The organism is Kitasatospora sp. NPDC058243, from assembly GCF_042882025.1.
In the GTDB taxonomy this organism is placed as follows: Bacteria; Actinomycetota; Actinomycetes; order Streptomycetales; family Streptomycetaceae; genus Kitasatospora.
This window is the reverse complement of record NZ_JBHVWW010000032.1, coordinates 64,006-85,888: the sequence shown is the minus strand read 5'-3', so window position 1 is coordinate 85,888 and position 21,883 is coordinate 64,006. Positions and strand designations below refer to the sequence as shown.

Annotated in this window: 25 protein-coding genes; 10 read left to right on the top strand and 15 right to left on the bottom strand. The window is 72.1% G+C overall.

The window, feature by feature from the left end; genetic code table 11:
• The first annotated feature begins 99 nt into the window (after positions 1-99).
• The gene (locus ACFVX9_RS21785; RefSeq protein WP_387983064.1) at positions 100-1,008 is read left to right on the top strand and encodes a phosphotransferase family protein; all 909 of its coding nucleotides are present in this window, start codon (positions 100-102) and stop codon (positions 1,006-1,008) included.
• 21 nt (positions 1,009-1,029) lie between these two features.
• Here the strand turns inward: ACFVX9_RS21785 and ACFVX9_RS21780 are convergent, their stop codons facing one another.
• From ACFVX9_RS21780 to ACFVX9_RS21770, 3 genes are read right to left on the bottom strand one after another with little or no spacing between them, the layout of a single operon-like run.
• Positions 1,030-1,431, bottom strand: coding sequence for a pyridoxamine 5'-phosphate oxidase family protein (locus tag ACFVX9_RS21780; RefSeq protein WP_387983063.1), 402 nt, complete (start codon positions 1,429-1,431; stop codon positions 1,030-1,032).
• 55 nt (positions 1,432-1,486) lie between these two features.
• Positions 1,487-2,116 (bottom strand): MBL fold metallo-hydrolase, encoded by a 630-nt coding sequence (locus tag ACFVX9_RS21775; protein ID WP_063350533.1) that lies wholly within the window; start codon positions 2,114-2,116, stop codon positions 1,487-1,489.
• Entirely contained in the window at positions 2,113-3,198 is a 1,086-nt protein-coding gene (locus ACFVX9_RS21770; protein WP_380370031.1) for an S-(hydroxymethyl)mycothiol dehydrogenase, read from the bottom strand. Before ACFVX9_RS21770 ends, ACFVX9_RS21775 begins: the two co-directional genes overlap by 4 nt.
• Before the next feature lie 691 nt (positions 3,199-3,889).
• On the opposite strand from ACFVX9_RS21770, the gene ACFVX9_RS21765 reads away from it, so the two are divergent.
• From ACFVX9_RS21765 to ACFVX9_RS21755, 3 genes are all read left to right on the top strand, one after another.
• Positions 3,890-5,107: a cytochrome P450 gene (locus ACFVX9_RS21765; RefSeq protein ID WP_387983060.1), complete on the top strand. Its 1,218-nt coding sequence runs from the start codon at positions 3,890-3,892 to the stop codon at positions 5,105-5,107.
• Positions 5,104-5,367 carry a ferredoxin gene (locus ACFVX9_RS21760; RefSeq protein WP_079136117.1) on the top strand — a complete coding sequence of 88 codons (264 nt, stop codon included), beginning with the start codon at positions 5,104-5,106 and terminating at the stop codon, positions 5,365-5,367. The genes ACFVX9_RS21765 and ACFVX9_RS21760 overlap by 4 nt, the downstream gene beginning before the upstream one ends.
• Before the next feature lie 132 nt (positions 5,368-5,499).
• Entirely contained in the window at positions 5,500-6,684 is a 1,185-nt protein-coding gene (locus ACFVX9_RS21755) for an MFS transporter (protein WP_387983059.1), read from the top strand.
• Here the strand turns inward: ACFVX9_RS21755 and ACFVX9_RS21750 are convergent.
• The 4 genes from ACFVX9_RS21750 to ACFVX9_RS21735 form a co-directional block, all read right to left on the bottom strand.
• Positions 6,665-7,570: a LysR family transcriptional regulator gene (locus tag ACFVX9_RS21750; protein ID WP_387983058.1), complete on the bottom strand. Its 906-nt coding sequence runs from the start codon at positions 7,568-7,570 to the stop codon at positions 6,665-6,667. The genes ACFVX9_RS21755 and ACFVX9_RS21750 overlap by 20 nt on opposite strands.
• A 43-nt stretch (positions 7,571-7,613) precedes the next feature.
• A complete protein-coding gene (locus ACFVX9_RS21745; protein WP_387983056.1) occupies positions 7,614-8,882 on the bottom strand; it encodes a phosphotransferase family protein in 1,269 nt (422 codons plus the stop codon).
• 94 nt (positions 8,883-8,976) lie between these two features.
• A complete protein-coding gene (locus ACFVX9_RS21740) occupies positions 8,977-9,834 on the bottom strand; it encodes a PhzF family phenazine biosynthesis protein (protein WP_063350528.1) in 858 nt (285 codons plus the stop codon).
• An 83-nt stretch (positions 9,835-9,917) separates the two neighbouring features.
• Complete coding sequence (locus tag ACFVX9_RS21735; protein WP_387983055.1) at positions 9,918-11,015, bottom strand: DUF5937 family protein; 1,098 nt, start codon at positions 11,013-11,015, stop codon at positions 9,918-9,920.
• Positions 11,016-11,184: 169 nt separating this feature from the next.
• Between ACFVX9_RS21735 and ACFVX9_RS21730 the strand changes: the two genes are divergently transcribed.
• The 4 genes from ACFVX9_RS21730 (at position 11,185) to ACFVX9_RS21715 (ending at position 15,316) form a co-directional block, all read left to right on the top strand.
• A complete protein-coding gene (locus ACFVX9_RS21730) occupies positions 11,185-12,537 on the top strand; it encodes an MFS transporter (protein ID WP_387983054.1) in 1,353 nt (450 codons plus the stop codon).
• A gap of 123 nt (positions 12,538-12,660) precedes the next feature.
• The gene (locus tag ACFVX9_RS21725) at positions 12,661-13,464 is read left to right on the top strand and encodes an MBL fold metallo-hydrolase (RefSeq protein WP_380481786.1); all 804 of its coding nucleotides are present in this window, start codon (positions 12,661-12,663) and stop codon (positions 13,462-13,464) included.
• 6 nt (positions 13,465-13,470) lie between these two features.
• A complete protein-coding gene (locus ACFVX9_RS21720) occupies positions 13,471-13,902 on the top strand; it encodes a nuclear transport factor 2 family protein (protein ID WP_350879555.1) in 432 nt (143 codons plus the stop codon).
• 142 nt (positions 13,903-14,044) lie between these two features.
• Complete coding sequence (locus ACFVX9_RS21715) at positions 14,045-15,316, top strand: NAD(P)/FAD-dependent oxidoreductase (protein ID WP_380370051.1); 1,272 nt, start codon at positions 14,045-14,047, stop codon at positions 15,314-15,316.
• Positions 15,317-15,431: 115 nt separating this feature from the next.
• On the opposite strand, the gene ACFVX9_RS21710 is transcribed toward ACFVX9_RS21715, so the two are convergent.
• From ACFVX9_RS21710 to ACFVX9_RS21675, 8 genes are all read right to left on the bottom strand, one after another.
• Entirely contained in the window at positions 15,432-15,827 is a 396-nt protein-coding gene (locus tag ACFVX9_RS21710) for a hypothetical protein (RefSeq protein ID WP_380370053.1), read from the bottom strand.
• 228 nt (positions 15,828-16,055) lie between these two features.
• On the bottom strand, positions 16,056-16,460 hold the full coding sequence (locus tag ACFVX9_RS21705; RefSeq protein ID WP_363373676.1) for an NUDIX domain-containing protein: 405 nt from the start codon (positions 16,458-16,460) through the stop codon (positions 16,056-16,058).
• Positions 16,461-16,532: 72 nt separating this feature from the next.
• Complete coding sequence (locus ACFVX9_RS21700) at positions 16,533-17,144, bottom strand: AAA family ATPase (RefSeq protein ID WP_380370056.1); 612 nt, start codon at positions 17,142-17,144, stop codon at positions 16,533-16,535.
• The gene (locus tag ACFVX9_RS21695) at positions 17,117-17,917 is read right to left on the bottom strand and encodes a hypothetical protein (protein WP_380370059.1); all 801 of its coding nucleotides are present in this window, start codon (positions 17,915-17,917) and stop codon (positions 17,117-17,119) included. Before ACFVX9_RS21695 ends, ACFVX9_RS21700 begins: the two co-directional genes overlap by 28 nt.
• A 59-nt stretch (positions 17,918-17,976) precedes the next feature.
• Positions 17,977-18,753, bottom strand: a complete 777-nt coding sequence (locus tag ACFVX9_RS21690) for a hypothetical protein (RefSeq protein WP_387983050.1) — start codon at positions 18,751-18,753, stop codon at positions 17,977-17,979.
• Positions 18,743-19,738, bottom strand: coding sequence for a radical SAM protein (locus tag ACFVX9_RS21685; protein ID WP_380370064.1), 996 nt, complete (start codon positions 19,736-19,738; stop codon positions 18,743-18,745). The genes ACFVX9_RS21690 and ACFVX9_RS21685 overlap by 11 nt, the downstream gene beginning before the upstream one ends.
• A 461-nt stretch (positions 19,739-20,199) precedes the next feature.
• Positions 20,200-20,424, bottom strand: a complete 225-nt coding sequence (locus ACFVX9_RS21680) for a hypothetical protein (RefSeq protein ID WP_380370066.1) — start codon at positions 20,422-20,424, stop codon at positions 20,200-20,202.
• Entirely contained in the window at positions 20,421-20,672 is a 252-nt protein-coding gene (locus ACFVX9_RS21675) for a hypothetical protein (protein WP_380370068.1), read from the bottom strand. Before ACFVX9_RS21675 ends, ACFVX9_RS21680 begins: the two co-directional genes overlap by 4 nt.
• Positions 20,673-20,793: 121 nt before the next feature.
• On the opposite strand from ACFVX9_RS21675, the gene ACFVX9_RS21670 reads away from it, so the two are divergent.
• Positions 20,794-21,666, top strand: a complete 873-nt coding sequence (locus tag ACFVX9_RS21670; protein ID WP_380370070.1) for a Scr1 family TA system antitoxin-like transcriptional regulator — start codon at positions 20,794-20,796, stop codon at positions 21,664-21,666.
• Positions 21,630-21,839 (top strand): DUF397 domain-containing protein, encoded by a 210-nt coding sequence (locus tag ACFVX9_RS21665; protein WP_380370073.1) that lies wholly within the window; start codon positions 21,630-21,632, stop codon positions 21,837-21,839. Before ACFVX9_RS21670 ends, ACFVX9_RS21665 begins: the two co-directional genes overlap by 37 nt.
• Positions 21,840-21,883 lie beyond the last annotated feature (44 nt).

Sequence of the window (21,883 nt, the reverse complement as noted above, 5' to 3'; positions counted from 1 at the left end):
CGCCATCTCCGGTGAACGCCTGACGTGCCCGCCCGGCGCCTTCACACTGGTGGTGAAAGACGCAGGCCGACCTGCGACCGCGAAACCCCGAAGGTGCACATGAGTGAGCGATTCGCCGCGTTGGACGACCTGGCCGAGCGGTGGGGCCTGAGCGGCCTGGAACTCGTCGGCAAGGGCCTGGAGTTCTCCGTGTTCCGGGCGCAGGCGCGGGACGGCCAGCCCGTCGCGGTGCGGCTCGCACGCCAGCGGTTCGAGTCGAACGCCAACGACCCCCACGTGGACACTCGGACCCTGCTCCGGCAGGAGTACGTCATCGCGAAGCACCTGGCCGCCCACGGCCTGCCGGTCGCGCAGCCGAGGGAGCTCGTCCTGGCGGACGACCCGGCCGCCCCCGACGTGCTGCTGTCCGCCTACGTCCCCGACGACGGCTCGGACCTCGACTCCTTCGAGCTGGGTCACCTCCTCGCGCGGCTCCACCGGGTGCCGCCGCCGCAGCTGAGGCCCGTCGCGGCGGAGGGAACCGGCACGGCGGCGGCGATCGCCGCACGCATCGGGCGCCGCTGGGCCGAGATCGGCCGCCGCGTCGACGACTGGCCCGAGCCGCCGGCCGCTTCCCTGGTCGCCGGCCACCTCACCGGCTGCACCGAGGACAGCCTGCTGCACCTCGACGTGCGCAGCGACAACATCCGCCGCCACCAGGGGCGGGCGGTCGCCCTGCTGGACTGGTCGAACGCCCTGCTCGGGCCCCCGGCCGTGGAGTTCGGCCGGCTCGTCGAGTACGCCCGGTACCCGGAGAACGGCCTCGACCCGGCGGCGGTCCGCAGCGGGTACGCGAGGACGGCGACCGCCCCGGCCGACGACGATCCGTGCCTGGTCGTGGGCCGGCTGGACGCCGCGCTGATGCTGGCGCTCGTCTTCCTCTCCGAGGCGCCCGACGCCGGCCGGGGCCCGGCGGCGGCCGACCACGCCCGCGAGCTCGCGCTCAGGATGGGCGCGAGCCACGCGTGAGGAAGCCCGGGAGCAGGGCTCTCAGGGCCGGCCGAGGACGCGGTCGACGGCGATCTCGATGACCACCCGGTCCGGGTTCGCCCGGGGTTCGCGGTAGCGCTCGGTGTAGCGCCGCTCGGCGTCGGCGACCTGCTCCGGCTCGTCCCGGAGGACGGCCACGCCCTCCAGGGTCGACCAGCGGGCCCGGTCCACCTGGCAGACCGCGACCCGCAGGCCCTGCGGGCCGGCCGCCGCCACGTTGCGCGCCTTGCGGCTGGTGCGGCTGGTGATCACCCGGGCCGTCCCGGTCTCCGGCTGGTACGTCACGCCGACCGGCACCACGTGCGGCGAGCCGTCCGGGCGAGCGGTGGTCAGGGTGGCGATGTGACGCTCGCGCCAGAAGGCGAGGAAGGCGTCGTCGAGGTCGCGGGGATCATGGGCCATGATCGCGATGCTACGGCCCCCGGAGCACGCGGCGTGCTCCGGGGGCCGTTCGCGGTCAGTGCCCGCGGGCGATCCAGTCCGGCAGGGCCGGGGCCTCGGCGCCGATGGTGGTCGGGTCGCCGTGGCCGGTGCGGACCACCGTCTCGGCCGGGAGCGACAGCAGCCGCTCGCGGATCGAGTCGATGATCGTCGGGAAGTGCGAGAACGACCGGCCGGTCGCGCCCGGGCCCCCGTGGAACAGGGTGTCGCCGGTGAAGACGGTGCCGAGCTCCGGCGCGTACAGGCAGACCGCGCCCGGGGCGTGGCCCGGGGTGTGCAGGACGGTCAGCTCGGTGCCGGCGACCTCGATCCGCTGCCCGTCGGCGAGTTCGCCGTCCGGGAGGCGCTCGGGGTGGGTGAGCTTCCACAGCGGCAGGTCGTCCGGGTGCAGCAGGATCGGCGCGCCGGTGCGGGCCGCGAGGGCCGGGGCGGCGTCGATGTGGTCGTTGTGCGCGTGGGTGGAGACGATCGCCAGCAGCCTGCGCCCGCCGAGCGCGGCCTCGATCGCGTCGGCGTCGTGCGCGGCGTCGATCACCACCGCCTGCTCGTCGTCGCCGACGATCCAGACGTTGTTCTCCACCTCCCAGCTGCCGCCGTCGAGTTCGAAGGTCCCGGCCGTCACCAGCCGGTCGATCCGCGCGTTCACAGGACCACGACCGAACGGAGCACGTCGCCCTGGTGCATGCGCTCGAACGCCTGCTCCACCGCGTCGAGTTCGATGGTCTCGGTGACGAACGCCCCGAGGTCCAGGCGGCCCTGGAGGTGGAGGTCGATCAGCATCGGGAAGTCCCGCGAGGGCAGGCAGTCGCCGTACCAGGAGGACTTCAGCGCGCCGCCGCGGCCGAACACGTCGAGCAGCGGCAGCTCCAGCGTCATCTCCGGCGTGGGCACGCCGACCAGGACGACGGTGCCGGCCAGGTCGCGGGCGTAGAAGGCCTGCTTGTACGTCTCCGGGCGGCCGACCGCCTCGACCACCACGTCCGCGCCGTTGCCGCCGGTCAGCTCCCGGATCGCCTCGACCGGGTCGGTGCTGCGGGAGTTGACGGTGTGGGTGGCGCCGAGCCTGCGGGCCGTCTCCAGCTTGCGGTCGTCGATGTCGACGGCGATGATCTTCGACGCGCCCGCCAGCCGCGAGCCCATCACGGCCGCGCCGCCGACGCCACCGCAGCCGATCACCGCGACCGAGTCGCCGCGGCCGACGCCCCCGGTGTTGATGGCGGCGCCGATGCCCGCCATCACACCGCAGCCCAGCAGGCCGGCGACGGCCGGCGAGACCGCCGGGTCGACCTTGGTGCACTGGCCGGCCGCGACGAGGGTCTTCTCGGCGAACGCGCCGATCCCCAGCGCCGGGGACAGCTCGGTGCCGTCCAGCAGCGTCATCTTCTGCTCGGCGTTGTGGGTGTTGAAGCAGTACTGCGCGCGGCCGCGCCGGCAGGCGCGACACTGGCCGCACACCGCACGCCAGTTGAGGACGACGAAGTCGCCCGGCTCGACCTCGGTGACGCCCTCGCCGACCGACTCGACGACGCCCGCCGCCTCGTGCCCGAGCAGGAACGGGAACTCGTCGTTGATGCCGCCCTCGCGGTAGTGGAGGTCGGTGTGGCAGACCCCGCAGGCCTGGATTTTGACCACCGCCTCGCCCGGCCCCGGGTCCGGCACCACGATCGTGGTCACCTCCACGGGCGCGCCCTTGGCGCGCGCGATGACTGCCTTGACCTGCTGGGCCATCCGATTCCACCTCCGTCGGCCGATGCGGCTCTGCACCGGCGTGACCTGCGACAAACGACTGCCCACGAAGCGTAGCGCCCGTAGCGACGGGCGCCGACGGGGCGGGCCCGGTGATCCGGCTCACCGCACCGGCCGCAAAGGCGTCATATGCCGTCGAGATATCCGCCGGACCCCCCGGCGCGGCCCGCAGGGCAGGGCGCGCGGGCGGCGCCGAGCGCCCGTCAGCGTGCCTCGAAGTGCCCGGAAAGGAGCGCCGTTGGCTGGAAGTGCCGCTGACGCGCGCACCGCCGCCCACGTACGGTCGTAGCAGAAGCGGTCCACGCGACCACGCTCAGCACATCCGCCCCACCCGACGGTGCGCCACCGCGCGCCGTCCGCGCCGAGGCGTACCGACCGTACGCCGTCGCACGATTCGCGCCATCCCCCGTTCCGGTCCGCGTTCGCCTTCGCTTCCGCCTTCGATCCGCCGTTCGTCCCACCTGATCCGCCGTTCGTCCCGATCTGCCGTCCCACCCGATCCGCCGTTCGTCCCGGTCCGCCGTCCCACCCGATCCGCCGTTCGTCCCGGTCCGCCGAACCCGGCCCGGGCCGAGCCGCCCGCCGGCCCGCCCCACCCGTCCCCGCACCATCCCGGTTCCACCCCCCGTCGGGCCGTCACGTACGGCCCCCCGCCCTGGAGTCTGGAGTACGGATGTCCGCCGAGAACAGTGCGACCGGTGCCGGAACCGGCACCGTCCCGCTCATCCCGATGCACTGCCTGCGCCGCCTGGAGCCCGGCCCGCCCCGGCTCGCCGCGCTGCCGACCGGCACGCCCGTCTGGCTGGTCAGCCGCCACGCGGACGTGCGGCAGGTGCTGACCGACCCGCGCCTGGGCCGCGCCCCGCTGTACGCGCCGGACGCGCCGCCGATCGCCGTCATCCCGAACATCCTCGACAGCCCGCAGGGCCTGCTGAACATCGACGGCACCGAGCACCAGCGGCTGCGCCGCACCGTGCAGCGGGCCTTCACGCCGCGCGCCATCGCCCGCTGGCGGCCCTGGGTCGCCTCGGTGGTCGAGGCCCTGATCGACGAGATGATCGACCACGGCTCCCCCGCCGACATCGTGGCCGGCTACAGCCGCAAGCTGCCGGTCCAGGTGATCACCCGGCTGATGGGGCTCGACAACCTGGACGGCAAGAAGCTCTCGCACTGGAGCGACCACGCGCTCTCGGCCACCGCCTACACGGCCGAGGAGATCGCCACCGCCATGGCCGAGTTCACCGGCTTCGGCGCCGCGGTGATCGCCGAACGCCGCGCCGACCCCGGCGAGGACCTGGTCAGCAGCCTGCTGGCGGCCGCGGCCGAGGACGGTTCGATCGCCGAGGAGCAGTTGGTCACGCTGGTCATCGGCCTCGTCGTGGCCGGCCACGAGACCACCATGACCAGCCTCGGCAACGCGCTGGTCTACCTGCTCACCGAGGACCGCGAGGCCTGGCAGCGGCTCGCCTCCGACGAGGCCAGCGCGACCGCCGCGACCGAGCAGATCCTGCGCGCCGTCCCGCTCGGCGACGGCCAGCACCTGCCCGGCCTGCTGCGCCGCACCATCGAGGACGTCGAGATCGGCGGGGTGGTCATCCCGGCGGGCAGCGTCGTCGCCGCCGACACCGTCGCCGCCAACCAGGACCCGACGGTCTTCACCGGGGACCTGCTCACCGAGCTGTTCTCCCCGCTGGCCGCGCCGATGCTGACCTTCGGCGCCGGGCCGCACCACTGCCTGGGCGCCTGGCTGGCCCGGATGGAGCTCGAACTCGCCCTGCACCGCCTGGCCCGCCGGCTGCCCTCGCTGCGCCTGACCGGGCCGGTCGAGGAGATCGACTGGCGGCGGGGCCTGCTCACCCGCAGCCCCGAGGCCCTCCAGGTCGCCTGGTGACGGCCACGCCGGGGACGGGTGCCGACGCGGTGGTGGTCCGGGTCGACCGGGACCGCTGCATCGGCTCCGGGATGTGCGCCCTGAGCGCCCCCGGCTCGCTGGCGCTCGGCGCCGACGGGCTGGCCGAGCCGGTGGCCGACTACGCGGCCGACGGCGCCGAGCTGACGGAGGCACTGGCCGACGCGGTCGACTTCTGCCCGGTCGAGGCGCTGACCCTCTACTCGGCCGCGGGCGGCTACCGGATCGCCCCGGCGGAGTGACCGCGCCCCGGCGCCGCCTGCCGCACCACGGCGGGCGGCGCCGGGGGCGTTCCCGGATCGATGAGCCGGGCTAATCGACGGATGAGCTCATCGATCTTGTTCCGTCCTCGGCGCGGCTGATGGGCTGGCCCCATGACCGACGCCGACACCCTCGCGCCCCCGGCCGCCCCCGGCAGCCCGCCCCGCTGGGCACCGATCACCGCCGTGGCTCTCGCCACCTTCACCGTGGTCTCCGCCGAGATGATGCCCGTGGGGCTGCTGACCCCCGTCTCGAAGACCCTCGGCGTCTCCGACGGCGTCACCGGGCTCTCCCTGACCATCACCGGGCTCCTCGCCGCCGTCCTGTCCCCGTTCGTTCCCGCCCTCATCGGGCTCCGGGACCGCAAGCACGTGCTGATCGCCTTCATGCTGCTGCTGTCGCTGGCCAACGCGCTCACCGCGCTCGCCCCCAGCTACCCCGTGCTGGCCGCCGCCCGCGTCCTGCTCGGCCTCGCGATGGGCGTCGTGTGGGGCATCACCGCGGGGTTGGGCCCACGCCTCGCCGACGGGCCGCGGGTCGCGATCGCCACCACGCTGATCTTCTCCGGCGTCTCCATCGCCTCGGTGCTCGGCGTCCCCCTCGGCACCTACCTCGCGGCGCTGCTCGGCTGGCGCTCCGCGTTCTGGGCCCTCGCCCTGCTCGGCGCGGTGTCCGCCGCCGTCCTCGCCCGCACGCTCCCCGCCCTCCCCGTCCACGAGCGCGGCCGGCTCGACCGGATCGCGGACGCGCTGCGCAGCCGGGGCGTCGCCGCCGGACTCGCCGTCACGGCGCTGGTCGTGCTCGGCCACTTCACCGGCTACACGTACGTACGGCCGGTGCTCGAAATCGACGCAGGCCTGAGCAGCGGCGTCATCGCCGCCTGCCTGCTGGTCTACGGACTGGCCGGCGTCGCCGGGAACTTCACCCTCGGCCCACTGGCCGGCCGGCACCCCAAGGCGACCGTGGCCACCGCCCTCGCGGGCGTCGCACTCGCCACCGCCCTCCTGCCGTTCCTCACCGGGAACGTGGTGGCGGTGCTGATCGCGCTCGTCGTCTGGGGCGCCTCGTACGGCGGGGTCTCGATCTCCACCCAGACCTGGGTCCGGATCGCCGACCCCGCCCGGATCGAGGCCTCGGCGGCGCTGTGGGCGGGCGTGTTCAACGCGAGCATCGCGCTGGGCTCGCTCGCCGGCGGGCTGGTCATCGACCGGGCCGGGACCCACGCCGTGCTCCTCACGGCGGCGCTGATCACGGCGGCCGGACTGCTGCTCGCCGCCGTCACGCGCCCACGGCGGTGAGCGCCCGCACGAAGGCCCCGGCCAGCGGGTGCGGCCGCCGCTCGCCCTGCACCACCAGCAGCGTGGACGGCTCCAGGCCCGGCACCGGCAGATAGCGGATGTCCGGCCGCTGGACGTACGCCGTGCTCGCCTCGCACAGCAGCAGCCCCAGGCGGGTGCTGGCCACCGTCGACAGCCCCTCCTGGAGGGTGGCCGCGCCCGCCGGGTAGGCCAGCTCCCGCCCGTCCGGCGCCTGCCGCGGGGCGTTCGCCCGGCGCCAGTAGTCCGGGGCGGGCCCCCGCGGTTCGATCAGCGCCAGCCCGGCCAGCTCGTCCGCGGACACGCTCGCCGCCCCGGCCAGGCGGTGCCCGGCGGAGAGGGCGACGTACATCGGCTGCCGCGAGAACTCCAGCAGCACCCGCAGGCCGTCCTCCCGGCACGGGGACAACACGATGGCCAGGTCGATCTCGCCCCGGCCCAGGTGGGAGAACGGATCCCCCCAGGACAGTTCGACGAGCTGGGCCGCGCCCTCCGGAAGGCCCGCGATCGCCCTGGCCACCGGCTCGTACACGGCGCACTGGAACCCCAAGCGCAGCGGCCGGTCCGTCGAGGCGGCCCGGGCGCGGGCCGCCTCGAAGCCCTCCCGGAGCCGGTCGACGGCGGGCACCACCTGCTCGGCCAGCTCGCGCCCCAGCTCGGTCAACTCGACCCGTCGGCTGATCCGTTCGAACACCGGGGCGCCGACCCGGCCCTCCAGCCGCTTGATCAGCTGGGAGACCCGGCCCTGCGAGACGCCCAGGAGCTGCGCCGTCCGCCCGAAGTGCAACTGGCGCACCAGGACGGAGAAGCACTCCAGTTCCTGGAGCGGCAGCTCCGGGAGCACGGGGCCTGGCGTCGTCCGATCCACCCCGGCAGTCTAGGGCGCGTCCTCGAACCCCCGCCTGCGCGCCCTAGGTGTTCTGACCCGTGAGGTCGGGAACGCCGCAGGCCAGCGCCGCGCGCAGCTCGGCGGCCGGGTCGCCCGCGTGGTACGGGCGTTCGCTCTCCTCGATGTGGTCCAGGAACTCCTGGTAGCGCAGCGCGTAGGACAGGTGGTAGAGCGGCTCGACCAGCTCCAGCGCGCGCCACGGCCGGGATCCGGGCGCGTGCTCGCTCCAGGCCTTCAGCCAGACCTCGACGAGGTGCTGCCAGCGCTCCGGCGCGAGGTAGGCGCGCGGGCGCAGCCCGTCCAGGGCGGGGTGGCCGAGGCAGGAGTCGGCGTAGTCGACGACCACCGGACGCTCGCCGTCGGAGCGCCAGTTGCCGGGGTGGAAGTCGCCGTGCACCAGGGTCTCGGGGAGGCCGCAGGCCGCCAACTCCTCCAGCAGCGCTGGCAGTTCGGCGACCAGTCGACGGACGCCGGCCAGTTCCCCGGGCGTCAGGTCGGTCTCGCCGGGGAGCCGGTCCAGCAGCGCCTGCGCCTGGGCGAGCAGGGTGCGGGGCGTCCGGTCGCGCAGCCCGGCCGTCGCCGCGCGCCCGTCGGCGGCCAGCGCCGCCTGGGCGGCGACCAGCCGGGGCACCACCTCCTCGACGGTGTCGAGCGACGGCGACCAGCAGTCCTCGCCGGGCACGTGGTCCAGCAGCAGCCGCCCGCCCGCCGGGTCGGCGGCCAGCACCGGCGGCACGAGCCCCGGGTCGACGCTGCCGAGCAGCGCGATCACCTCGCCCTCCCGGGCGTTGAAGGCGGGCGTCGTGGTCTTCAGCCAGGCGTCGCGGCCGGTGGCCGTCGGGAGGCGGACGAGGCCCGACAGGTTCCACGTCCGGATCTGCCGCGCCGGGCCCGCGACCGGACGGCCGGCCCCGGCCAGCTCCGCCTCCGCCCAGGCCAGCGCCTCCCCCAGCCCGGCCGGCGTGGCCCAGGCCGCGCGGCGCTCGGCGGGGCCGAGCAGCGCGGCCGTCCCGGCGTCCAGCGGCCGGGCATCGACTGCCGTCGGCCGCTCCAGCGCCTCGGCGTGGTAGCACACCTGCCCGCCGTGGCCGCCGCGCCCGCCCTGCTCGCTCCGCCCCTCCACCAGCCGCAGCACCAGCACCGGCACCCCGGCGAGTTCGGCCGCCCGCGCCCCCACCCCGTCCACCGACGACCACCACCCGCCCGCCGCCTCGAACGGGCCCACGGGGCCGAAGTACTCGGCCCCGTGGGTGAGATGGACCGTGACGGTGCGTTCGTTCGCTCGCTGCATCCGGGCAGCTTCGCCCACCCGGGCCCCGTATGCGAGCGAATTTCCGGGCGCCCAGGGCCGGGACCGGGCCGGGACCGGGCCGATCGCGTTCGCGCTACGGGATCGCCACCGCCGCGCCGGACACCCGGATCCGGCTGTCCGCCGTCCGCAGTTCGACGTGGAGCACGCCCGGGCGGCCCAGGTCCTCGCCCTGGTGGAGGGTCAACACAGTCGGGGCCGCCGCCGCGCCCTGCTCCCGCAGGTAGGCGCCGAAGGCGGCCGCGGCCGCGCCGGTGGCCGGGTCCTCGACGACGCCGCCGACCGGGAAGGGGTTGCGGACGTGGAAGACGTCCCGGGCCTCGCGCCAGACGAGTTGGAGGGTCACCAGGTCGCGGGCCCGGGTGTAGGCGGCGAGGCCGTCGAAGTCGTAGTCGAGGCGGGCCAGGCGGTCGCGGGTGGCGGCGGCGAGGACGAGGTGGCGGGCGCCGGCGTAGGCGATCCGGGGCGGCAGGGCCGGGTCGAGGTCGGTGCGGGCCCAGCCGAGCAGGGCGAGGACCTCGTCGACGTCGGCGTCGGTCACGTCCTCCACCTGCGGCTCGACGCTGGTCAGGGTGGCGCGCAGGACGCCCTCCGCGTCCTGGTCGACCTGGACGGGGACTTCGCCCGCGGCCGTCGTGAAGACGTAGTGCCCGGGGCCGGTGCGGGCGGCGAGCGCGACGGCGGAGGCGACCGTGGCGTGGCCGCAGAACGGCACCTCGGTGAGCGGGCTGAAGTACCGGACTCCGTAGGCGCCTTCGGCCGCTCCCGCGGTCAGGAAGGCCGTCTCGGAGTAGCCGAGCTCGGCGGCGATGGCGAGCATCCGCTCGTCGGTCAGGCCTGCGGCGTCGAGTACGACGCCCGCCGGGTTGCCGCCCTCGGGGCGGGTGGTGAAGGCGGCGTAGCGCAGGATGCGGGGTGAGGCGTCGTCGGTCATGCCCGGACGAACGCGTTCCGCTCCCCCGCTGTTCCCGCTCACCTGTTGCCGGTTCGCCGGCCCGCCGGTCACCACGACACCGGTCACCGCAGCAACGCCTCCAGGAAGTCCGAGCCGAGCCGGGCGCTGCCCGGAAGGTCGAGCTGGTAGAGCATGTACCGCCCGCGCCGCTGGGTGATGAGCAGCCCCGCCTTGCGCAGGACGGCCAGGTGCCGGGACACCTCGGGCGCGCTGAGCTGCCAGGCGGTGGCGAGTTCGCCGGTGGTGTGCGCGCCGCGGGCCATGGTGCGGGCCAGGCGCAGCCGGACGGGGTGGGCGAGGGCTTCCAGCCGCTGCTGGACGAGGGCCGGCGAGACGGGTTCGGGGATGCCCGTCTCGGCGACGGGGTACTGGAGGACGGGACGCCAGCCGGGGGTGTACACCACCACGAGGTGGGGCCGGCCGAAGGCGGTGGGGATGAGGGTGACGCCGCCGCCGTCGGTGCCGCTGGTGGCGTTGTCCTGGAGCTTGTCGACGACGATCCGCCGCCGCCCGTCGGCGCCCTGGTCGAGGGTGACGGAGGGTGAGACCGCGGCCAGTGCCTCGGCGGGGCCGCGCCGGGCCAGCAGGTCGGCCTTGCGCCGGGCGTCGGCGGCCAGGGCGGGCAGGACGCGCTGCCAGGCGTCGGCGAAGAACGCCGACTCGCAGTCCTCCAGCATCCGCCGGACGAGGGCCCGGACGGCGGGCGGGTCGGCGAGCAGCCGGTCCGCGAAGGCGGCCTGTCGGGGGCCCCGGGCGAGCGCGAGTTCGCGGGCCCGCTCGTTGGCCACCGGGTCGGTGAGCGGGGAGGGCGTCCGGCGGGCCGGCCGGGAGGAGCCGCAGGTGGTGACGAGGGCGGCGGCGACGTACAGCTCGTCGTCCATCCGGTCGACGGCGTCGAGCTCGGCGGCCAGGGTGGCGCCGGGCAGGCCGGGGACGAGGAAGTCGGCGCGGGAGGAGCGCCAGAGGAAGTCGGCCTCCAGCAGCCGCTCGGACAGCACCGGCGGGATCGTCGCGGCGGTGCTGGACGCCCAGCCGTGCAGCGCGGGGTGGTGCGCAGGCTCGGCGAGGACGTCCAGCATCGCGGTCAGCTCGCCCAGCGGGGACGGCGTGAAGAGCAGGCGCTCGTCGGGCAGGCCGGTGATGTCGATGGTCACGCTCATGCGCCCGCCGTGCTCCTCCCGGCAGGGGCGTCCGCCCACCCGCGCCCCTTGATGATCGGTTCACTCACGACGGCGATCCTGCCACCCGCCCGGATCCGCTCCCGCGTCGATTGACGGTTAGCGTCAATCGACGTGCCCGGCGGGCCGGGCAGGGCGGACGGTACCGGCCATGAGCCTGATCCAGGAGAAGTCCGTCCATGACCACGCCGCCGCCCGCGATCACACCACCGTCCATGACCACGCCGCCGCCCGCGATCACACCACCGTCCATGACCACGCCGCCGCCCGCGACGGCCGGCCGCAGGCCCCGCCGATCGGTGCGAGCCGCCGGGGCCCGTTCACGCTGCTGCGGCTGCTGACCGCCGCGGGCGGGCCCCGGTACGCGGCCGCGCTGGTGGTGGACGCGGTGGGCTCCGGCCTGCTGCGGCCGTTCCTGCTGCTGTACGGGATCGGGGTGCTGCACCTGGGCGCGGCGGCGGCGGGGCTGGCGATGTCGGCGGGGATGGTGGCGGGCCTGCTGGTGATGCCGCTGACCGGCCGGTGGATCGACCGCGGCGCCCGGACCCTCCCGGCGGCGGCCACCTTGGCGGTGCGGGCGGCGGGCGCGCTGGCGCTGCTGGTCGCGGACGGCCTGCCGGGGTTCGTGGCGGCGTCGGTGCTGATCGGGGTGGGCAGCCAGTCCTGGCCGACCACGCACGCGGCGGTGGTCAGCACGCTGACCGAGGGCCGGCTGCGGGACGCCGCGCTGGCGGCCGGGCGGTCGCTGCGCAACGCGGGGCTGGGCGCGGGGGCGCTGCTGGCCACGCTGGTGGTGACCGGCGGGGCGGGCGCGATCCGGGTGCTGGCCGGGGCGACGGGCGCGGCCTGCCTGGCCGCCGCCGCGCTGGTGCTGTCGCTGCGGGTGCGCGCGCCACACCGGGCCGCCGACCGGGCGGTGGACGTGCGGGAGCAGGGCGAGTCGCTGCGGCGGATCAGCCTGCTGAGCCTCGCCAACCTGCCGTACGCGTTCTGCTTCGACGTGCTGGAGGTGGCGCTGCCGGCGCTGCTGGTGCTGCACCTGCACGCCTCCCCGGCGTGGTCGTCGGGAGTGTTCGTGGGCAACACCGTGCTGGTGGTCGCGCTGCAGCTGGTGCTGGTGCTGCGGCTCGCGGACCGTTCGCGGCGGGCCGTGCTGGCCGCCTCGGGGGTGACGCTGGCCCTGGCCTACCTGGGGTACTGGGCGGTCGGGTCGCTGGGCGGCACGGCGGGCGCGGCGGGCGCCGCGGCGGTCTCGGTGGTGTTCACGCTGGGCGAGATCCTCTACACCGGTGCGGGGACGGCCCTGGTGACGGCCGCCGCCCCACCACACCTGCTGGGGCGGGCGCTGGCACGCTGGGAGCTCTCCTCGGGCGTGGGCCGGGCGGCGGCGCCGGCGACGCTGATGGCGCTGCTGGCGGCCGGTCCGGGGGTGCTGTGGCCGGTGCTGGCCGGGGCGACGCTGCTGGGGGCGCTGGCGGTGCTGCGACTGGCCCCGAGGGCGTGACGCCCACGGCGCGGGTCGGATCGGGCCCGGTCCCACCCCCGCCCCTCCTCCGGATGCGGAGCGCACCCGCAAGGCCGATGCTGGCGGCGAGGCGTGCCCGGCAGGAGGAAGGACAACAGACCCATGAGTGCTCTCGACTTCGAGATCATCGACAGCCCCGACAGCTCGCTCAACAAGACCTCCGTCCTGGTCACCGGCCCGCAGGACGCCCTGCTGGTGGACGCCGGGTTCACCCGCTCCGACGGCCGCCGGCTGGTGGAGCGGATCCGCGCCGCCGGCAAGCGGCTGGCCGCGGTCTTCGTCAGCCACGGGGACCCGGACTTCTACTTCGGCGCCCAGGAGGTCCAGGACGCCTTCCCGGAGGCACGGTTCCTGGCCACCGCCTCCACCGTCGAGCACATCCAGGAGACGTTCGAGGGCAAGCTCAAGGCCTGGGCCCACCTCGGCCCCGAGCTGCCCACCCGGCTGGTCCGCCCCGAGGTGCTGCACGGGGACGAACTCGTCTTCGAGGGGCACCGGTTCGAGCTGCGCGGCGCCGACTTCCACCTGCCCGACCGGCACTACCTCTGGCAGCACCACCACCACGCCGTACTCGGCGGCGTGCTGCTCTTCGAGGGCCTGCACGTGTGGACGGCCGACACCCCCGAACAGGCCCAACGCGCCGCCTGGATCGACCTGTTGGACGGGATCGAGGCGCTCGAACCGCAGTTCGTCGCGGCCGGCCACCGCACCGCCGGCGCGGCCACCGACCTCACCTCCGTCCGCCACACCCGGGACTACCTGCGCGCCTTCGAGACCGAGATCGGCCGGGCCCCGGACGCCGCCGCCGCGAAGGAGGCGCTGGAACGGCGCTTCCCCGACCTGGGGCTGAAGATCGCCGTCGACCTCGGCACCAAGGTCGCCATGGGCGAGATGGCCTGGGGCTGAGCGACGATGATCGAGATCCCGAGGGACACCGCCTCGTTCGCCGAGTCCTCCGCCCCGGCCGACGTGGTCCGCCGCCAGTACCTGGCCTCCGCCCACGGCGACCTGGCCGCCCTGCGCGCCACGCTCGCCGACGACGTGGAGTGGACCGAGATGGCCGGCTTCCCACTGGCCGGCACCTACCGCACCCCGAAGGGCGTCACCGCCAACGTCATGGAGCGCCTGTCCGCCGCCTGGGAGAACTGGACGGCACACGACGACACCTACGTGGTCGACGGCGAGAACGTGGTGGTGCTGGCCCGCTACACGGCCGTCCACAAGATCACCGGAAAGCCGCTCGCGGTGCGGGTCGCCCACCACTTCACGGTGCGCGGCGGCCGGATCGTCCGCTTCGAGCAGTTCGCCGACACCGCGCTGGTCCGGGAGGCGATGACCCCGTAGCGGGTTCCTTGACCGCGCCCGTACCGGTTCGCGTTCACCCGTACGGGGGAGCATGGCGCGGCGCGCCCGGCACGGCCTCGACACGCCACCCGGACGGCGGCAGGCTGGCCCCTGATTCCGGCCGGAGAGCGAGGAGTTCAGCATGGGCACGGGCACGGCGGGAACAGCGGGAACGGCGGAGGGCGGCGGGCGCGAGCGGCCGATCGTGATCGTCGGGGCGTCCCTGGGCGGCGCGAAGGCCGCCCAGGCACTGCGCGAGGCCGGGTACCGGGGCGGCATCGTCCTGATCGGCGACGAACACGAACGCCCGTACGAGCGGCCGCCGCTGTCGAAGGGGTACCTGCTCGGCAAGACGCCCCGGGAGAAGATCTACGTCCACCCGCCGCAGTGGTACGGGGAGCAGGACGTCACGCTGCGACTGGGCACGGCGGTGGCCGCGATCGACCCGGCCGGACACACCGTGACACTCACCGACGACGGCCAGATCGAGTACGCCAAACTGCTGCTCACCACCGGCTCGACCCCACGCCGGCTGCCGGTGCCGGGCGCCGACCAGGACGGCGTGCTCTACCTGCGCCGGGTCGAGGACAGCGACCGGATCAAGGCCGTGCTGCGCCCGGGCGCCCGGGTCGCGGTGATCGGCGCGGGCTGGATCGGCTTGGAGGTGGCGGCCGCGGCCCGGGAGGCCGGCGCCGAGGTGACGGTGCTGGAGGCCGCCGAACTGCCGCTGCTGCGGGTGCTGGGCCGGGAGGTGGCGCAGGTCTTCGCCGATCTGCACCGCGACCACGGCGTCCAGCTGCGGTTCGGCGTCGAGGTCACCGAACTGACCGGCTCCGGCGGCACGGTGAGCGGGGTGCGGCTGGGCGACGGCACCACGGTGCCGGCCGACGCGGTGGTGGTCGGCATCGGCATCACCCCCACGACCGGCCTGGCCGAGGCCGCCGGACTGGAGATCGACAACGGCATCAAGACCGACCAGCAGCTGCGCACTTCGGACCCGGACGTCTACGCGGCCGGCGACGTCGCCAACGCCTACCACCCGCTGTTCGACATGCACCTGCGGGTCGAACACTGGGCCAACGCCGTCAACCAGCCGCAGACCGCCGCCCGCGCGATGCTCGGGCACCCGGACGCGGTGTACGACCGAATCCCGTACTTCTTCAGCGACCAGTACGACGTTGGTATGGAATACGTCGGCTACGTCGAACCGGACGGCTACGACCAGGTGGTGTTCCGCGGCGACCCGGCCACCCGGGAGTTCATCGCCTTCTGGCTGGCCGCCGGCCGGGTCCTGGCGGGCATGAACGTCAACGTCTGGGACGTCACCGACCCGATCCGCGAACTCGTGCGCTCCGGCCGGACGGTGGACCCGAAGGCCCTGGCCGACCCGGACACCCCGCTCGGCAAGATCTGACACAGGGACGAACACCCGTCGTCCGCACGACCACGCGGATCGTCCGCCTCTGACCCCCCCCCCAACGCAACGATGCCCCTCCCCGTTTCGGGGAGGGGCATCTGAAGTCAGTCCCTCAGCACTGGGGGAGGCCGTTGCTGCCTCGCGCGTGCCACAGATCATAGTTGTCGACATATGCGCCATACACATAGTCGTTGAAGTATTGCCGACCGATAGACCCGTAGTAGTACTCGGTGTTGATGTAATACCAAACGTCGCCTTGCTGGGCGATGTCCTCACCAACCGTCCAGCAGCGGACATTCACAAAATCCCCGGGGGCAAGGTCCCGGTGGATGTCCTTGTTGGCCGTCCAGGGTGACCAGTACAGCCCCACATGGTGGGTCGTCTTCAGGGTGACCGGGTAGTCCCCGGTGCCCGCGTGGGCGGGTCCGGTCGTCAGCGCGAGCCCGCCGACGGCCAGGGCGCCGGCCACAACAGTCCGCACCACACGTTGCCTCAGGTTCCGTTTCATTCTGGTCCCCCCGTGAAGATCGGTGCCGACGCCGCTGATGCCACCAGCCTCGACGCTGAGCTTGGCAGCTTGCCCGCCATCCGACAACGGCCAGTTCCCGCCAGCCCAGACCCATTACGGCAAACGCACCTTGCTCACGTCACTCCAGGCCAGGTAAACCACCTGACCCTGAACGCAAAGAAGCCCCTCCCCCAGATCGGGGAGGGCGCCTTTCGTGTTTCAGGCCGGCTACCAGCCCACCACGGAGAATGGTTCGCCTTTCAGATACCGGCTGATCCCGGCCTCGTTGTAGGGCTGGGTGTTCTCCGGAAGATCGTTGAGTGGGTACCACCCGACACCGGCGCACTTGTGGGGTTCGGCGTTGTACGGTTCGCCGTTCCACTCGGAGGCGGCGAGGAACCAGCCGACGCGCGCCTCTCCCTCTGGGTTGCGGTAGTGCATGACATGGACAACCCGAACGGCCTCTCGGTGAACTTCCACGCCCACCTCCTCTCGGGCTTCGCGGATCGCTGCCGAGATCACGTCCTCGTCCACGTCGACCTTCCCGCTGGGGAGATTGAGCAGGCCGTCGCTGTAGCCGGTGTTGGCTCGTTCGGCCAGCAGGACGAGGCCGTTCCGTTCGAGGATGATCATGGCGTCGTTGATCGGACGTTGGGGCTGCACCAGGTCCTCCGAAGGTGTGTCGTAGGAGGACGATAGGCCACCTCAGTGGACGTTGATGCCCAGGAGGTGGAGGTGCTTGGCGATCCACTCGACGCGGGCCTGGGTGGTGAGGCCCTGCGGGAGGTCGAAGATCGGCACGTTGGTGGCCCGGATCGCCTCGTAGACGGCCGTCTCGGTGGCACTCTGAAGATCAAGCACCTTGCCACGGAACTGGTCGCCGCCGACCTCCTGGTCGTAGTGGTCGCGGCAATGGACCACGGCGGAGTACGTGATGGGCATCCAGGCCTTACAGAGAGACTCCATCGAGCGAAGGACTGCACGCACCTGCGGGTCATCCTGGTCAAGGACGATCCGGGCGTAGGCCAGGACATTGGCCGGGGTCTTGTCGGTGATCAGGAGACTGTGGTTTCGCGCCGTACGCATGGTGGTGGTGAGCTGGGCAGCGAAGGTGTCGAGTTCGACAGTGAGGTCGAATTCGCCTTTTCCGTGAAGAACGATCTCCTCCATGAAGGGGCTCACTCGCGCGGGTTCCCCCGTGGCTGCGACGTTGACGCCCTGCTCGCGGTAGTACGCCGCGAGGGCGTGGACCAGAGTGGTTTTTCCAGCCGCAGCGGTTCCCTCGACGGCTACGACCTTGCACTCGCGGATTGGCATGGTTCCCCCAACAGGTCTTGGAAGGTTCGGGATTGGAGCCAGCCCCAACCGTCGGCGTGGGCGGCGATCATGCGGTTCACGTTGAGCCCGACCTCGCCCCAACCGCCGAGGCCAGCCGCAGACACGGCAACGAGGGCGGTGGAGAGGGAGTGCCTGAGGTTAAGGACGCTGACCCGCTCACGAGCCTCGATGTCGTTCTTCTCCAGCCACCGACGGTGCAAGCTGGTCATCGAGGTACTGCGTAGTTCCGGCTGAGTGACGTCAAGGCCAAGTTCGGTGCAGACGTCGACCAGCCGCCGGGAGGTCCCGTCGAGCAGATGGCCGGCGTCGTACCGGGTGTCGATGATCCGAGGGCCTTCATCCTTGGGGGTGCGACGGGTTGACCAAGCGGCTCGGGCACTGTCGAGAGCCGGTTCAGCGTTTTCTCGGTTGGCGACCAACACGGCTAGGTCGGAACATAGTTGGTGCCCAGTGATGAGGTCGGCGTCCGCGAATGTTCGGGCGATGGTGTCGGCCGCGGAGACTACGAGTTCCCCAGTCTCACCAGCGTCCTCGACGTACATGCTGACGTACCCGAAGGAGAGTTGAGCAAGGTCAGCCACAGGGTCCGTGGTCGGGACATCAAGCACGGCAAGCGAGAAACAGAACGCCCTATTCCCGTTCTTGATCCGGTAGTTCTTGGTCCACTCGACGTCGAGCGAGGCCACCCGACACGTTCGAGAGTTCTTGCGCGGCAAGTGTCGCGGATCGAAGAGGTTGTTGACCGTGATCACGTTGCTCCTAGCGGTGCGGGCCCGGCCCTTCGCGGGCCGAGCCCACGGTATGCCCTGGATCAGTCCTGTCGTTCATCCGGAGCGAGTACCAGGGGGAACGCGTCCCAGGCAACCAGGCCAAGCGGTTTGGTCGCGTCGAACACCCCGGTCCACTCCAGCCGTTGGGCTTGGTGGCCGGCCAGGAGTGCAACGGCGAGGGCAGACATGACCCCTGCCGCACCGATGTGTTGGGTGTGCCAGTCCCGGCCCGTCGCCCGCCCGGCCGAGGACCAGAGCTCTTCGTATGCCTGCTGGAGGGCCACCGGTGACCGGTACCGCCAGAGTTCCCGGCCGAAGTCGAGGCGGTTAGCCGTGAGCGCGTTGTCGAGTTGCATGCCGGAGTCGGCAGTGTCGACCAACAAAGCCGTACCGCGTTCGCGGCGGGGCCGGTCAGCCCACGCTTCACCCACAGCGTCGATACCGGCGCGCGGAGCCGTCAGCGGGGGACGAAGGGCGTGGAGGTCATCCGGAAAGGAGTGCCACCCGATGATCTCGGCCTCGCGGCGCGCCTGGACGAGCACGCTGTCCACGAAGGCCGGTATGTCGGACCGGTCACCGTTCGGTTCCACGGCGACACTGCGATACCCGAAGTGCAGGGTATCGGCGGCGATCTCGCGGCTTGCGGTCCGGTGTACGGGGATGAACACGGCAGCGGCACCGATCGGAACGACCTCACTGCCGTCGTCGGCCCACTGAATGCTCATCCCGGTGAGGAGCCGCACCTTTCGGGCGACGGGACGCATGTCGGCCGCGTAGGGCGTCTTGGGCCATGCCAGGTTGGAGAACTCACGCAGCACTTCCGCCTCCCCCGTGGCCGATCGCGCGGATCGAGGCCCCGAGGTACTTCCGGTAGTGGTTCTCCTTGAAGCGGTATCGCTTCCAGATCTCCTGAATCGGCTCCTCCAGTACGTTGCCGATGGGCTCGAACAGGTCTTTCGAGTCGTACACCGGCCAGGCGTTGGCCTTGCCGGTGGGCTCCACCACGATCATGTGGCCTTCGTTCTCCGGCGTCCACGTGGTGAGCCGAAGCGCGGGACTCCACTGGTAGGTGGAGCGAAGTTCGCCGAGCCGGCCAAACGCCTCGCTGGCCTCGCCATCGGTGATGAACTCATTCGCGTCCAGGTTGAGGGCATTGCCCTTCCTGAGCGGCATGATCAGCTTGACCTTGCCCGCGTTGAGAACGTCGGCGATCTGCACCGTGAACGGCAGCGCCGCCAGGGTCGAGCGGTAGACGACTGCGGACAGGGAGATCGGAATACCCTCGTCCTGGAGTGCGCGAACGCCGGGCATGACCTTGTCGTAGTCCCCGCGTACCCGGTTGGTGATCCCTCGCGGACCTTCCAGGCCGATGTTCGCGAACGCGACCTTCCCCGCAATCCGCTTCGCGTGCTGGAGGCCGTGGGTGGCGTTCGTCGGTACGGCCAGGACGAAGTTATCGTCCGCAAACATGTCCACGATCTCACCGAAGTCGCGGCGCATGAGCGGTTCACCGCCGGACAGAAAGATCCGCTTGGTCCCCTTGAGGTGGTCCCTCATGGTCTCCAGCTGCGTCAGCTTCGGGTCCGGCAGCTGGAGGACTTCCGAGCAGAACGAGCAGTCGAAGTCACAGCGCTTCGTGACCTGGAGGATTGCGGACAGGGGTTCGGTGGACCGTTGGGCGAGTTCCTGGATGTCGGTTCCCGGTGCGGCCGTGAAGTGGTGGCCGCGGGCGGCGAAGGCGAGTCCGTCGCCCATCGACAGGTCGCTGCGGGGCGGTACAGCCGGCAGGCCGAGGTCAGTCATGGTCTTCCTCCCTGAACTGATCTATGAATTAAGCCGATTTGTTTCATTCACGATTGATGTCACACGTCGCCGACCGGACGGAGGCACCCGTGAGCCAGCGACGTGCTGCCCGGCCCCCACAGAGCCGGCTCCCGCCCCCGGGGTCACCGGGGGCGGGAGTTTCAGGCCCGCCCTGGTTGTCCGTCCGTGACGTGTAACGGCTCCAGGGCGGGGGTTCCGGCCGGAGGATCAGGACTCCACCGGCCGGTGATCAAGGGGGACGGCCGCTCCCCGCCAGAAGGGGGGTGACTGGCGGGGAGCGGTGTGGCTCGACGAGGGCCCGGCACCAACACGCCCTCGGAGCCGACCGGCAGGGAAGTAGGCCCGCCGGTACTCACCCGTCCGCGGCCGTCTTTCGCGGACGGGCGTTGAACCCCGTCGTCGCAGAGGATGAGCGCTCACGCTGCGACGACGGGAGCCTGTCAGTCCGGCGGGTCCGGTTCCCACCCGCACCACACGCCGGCCGGGGTGACCACCATCCACTCGCGCCCGCCGCCCGGCTCGCGCTGCGGCCGGGCGACCAGTTCGGCCTTGAGCCCCATACGAACTCGGATCGCGGCCAGCCCCTCAGGGGTACATCGAAGAGGGCGTTGCGCGGCGGCGATGCCCGCCAAGACGCCCGTTGCGGCGACCAGTTCGACGGTCACGAGAGCGGCCGGCGGTGAGGGTTGCACCCGGATCCGGGCGCGATCTCCCGGGGGTCGCACCGTCGCAGCTGGTCGGGCTTGGTCGTCCACTCCTGTCCCCCGCCGATCGGCCTCAGGAAGGCCGCCCCGCAGAGGATCTCCATGAAGACCCCCTCCTTCGGCTTGCCGTCGGCGTCACGGTGCTTCAGGTCCTGCACCACCTCGTTGCGAACGAAGTCGGGCAGCGCGGATTTCGGATCTTCGGACATGAGGGTCTCCGTAGCGCTTCGCACTTGGCGTCTCACTTGCTGTAGCCATGGTGGCGCGCCTGCACCTACGATCGGAAGCGGATCTGAAACTTGAAGCGACCACTCGGCAGGTTGGTGAAGCATGGTGAACCGCAAGGAGCTTGATCCAACGTCAGGCCCGTGGGCACCTTTCGGAGTACAACTCCGCAGGTCGCGCGAGGCAGCTGGGATGACCCAGGCCAAACTGGCAAAGCTTGTTGGGGTTGACCCCTCCTACGTCTCCTACGCTGAACTTGCCCCGCCGGATCGGACACCGCCAAGTGAAGCTTTTGCCCGCGACGTTGATCGGGTGCTTGATACGGGTGGCACCCTGCTCCTCATGTGGCTTCAAGCCAAGCACTCGGCACTGTTGGATGGCTTCCCCGAGTTCGCGACCCAGGAGCAGAACGCCGCTGAGATAAGGATCTACGAAGCGGGTATCGTGCCGGGCCTGTTCCAAATCGAGGCGTACGCGAGGGCGTTGGCGGTCGGTGATGTTCGAAGAGGCGCGATCACGCAGGAACAGGCGGACGAGCGGGTCACGTTCCTGCTCGCGAGGCAGGAGCTGGTGAGGCGAAAGCGACCCCCACTCGTACACGCAGTACTCGACGAGAGCTGCCTGCGGCGCATCATCGGAGGGCGAGATGTGATGCAGGCGCAACTTACCCACCTGGAGACGCTGTACGCCGTGAACAACGTCATCCTTCAAGTTGCGCCGTTTGCGCTGGGGGAAGACCGGCCGTTCGCCTTACCGATGGTGCTCCTTACCCTCCCGGATCAGTCCTTCCTGGGCTATTCGGAGTCTGAGGGTCGCAGCCACCTGGAACGAGATACTGAGAGGCTGTCCACCTGGAGGAAACAGTACGATCGCCTTCAGGTGGGAGCGCTGGCCGAGACAGCGACTCTCGAATGGATGCGCGCTGCTCGGAAGGGGATCGAATGTCCGACATCAACTTGCTCGCTGCCCAGTGGGTGAAGTCGAGTTTCAGCCAGCAAGGCGGCAACTGCATCGAGGTGGCTCCCGGCTTCCCCGGTGTGATGCCCGTCCGCGACTCCAAGGACCCTGAGGGACCTACCCTCATGTTCCCGGCCGATGCCTGGTCGCCCTTCGTCGCCGCCGTCCGTACCGGCGAGTTCGGAAACGTCTGACGTCGGTGTGTTGCCCTGAGACCCCGCCACCCCTTGCCGGAGTG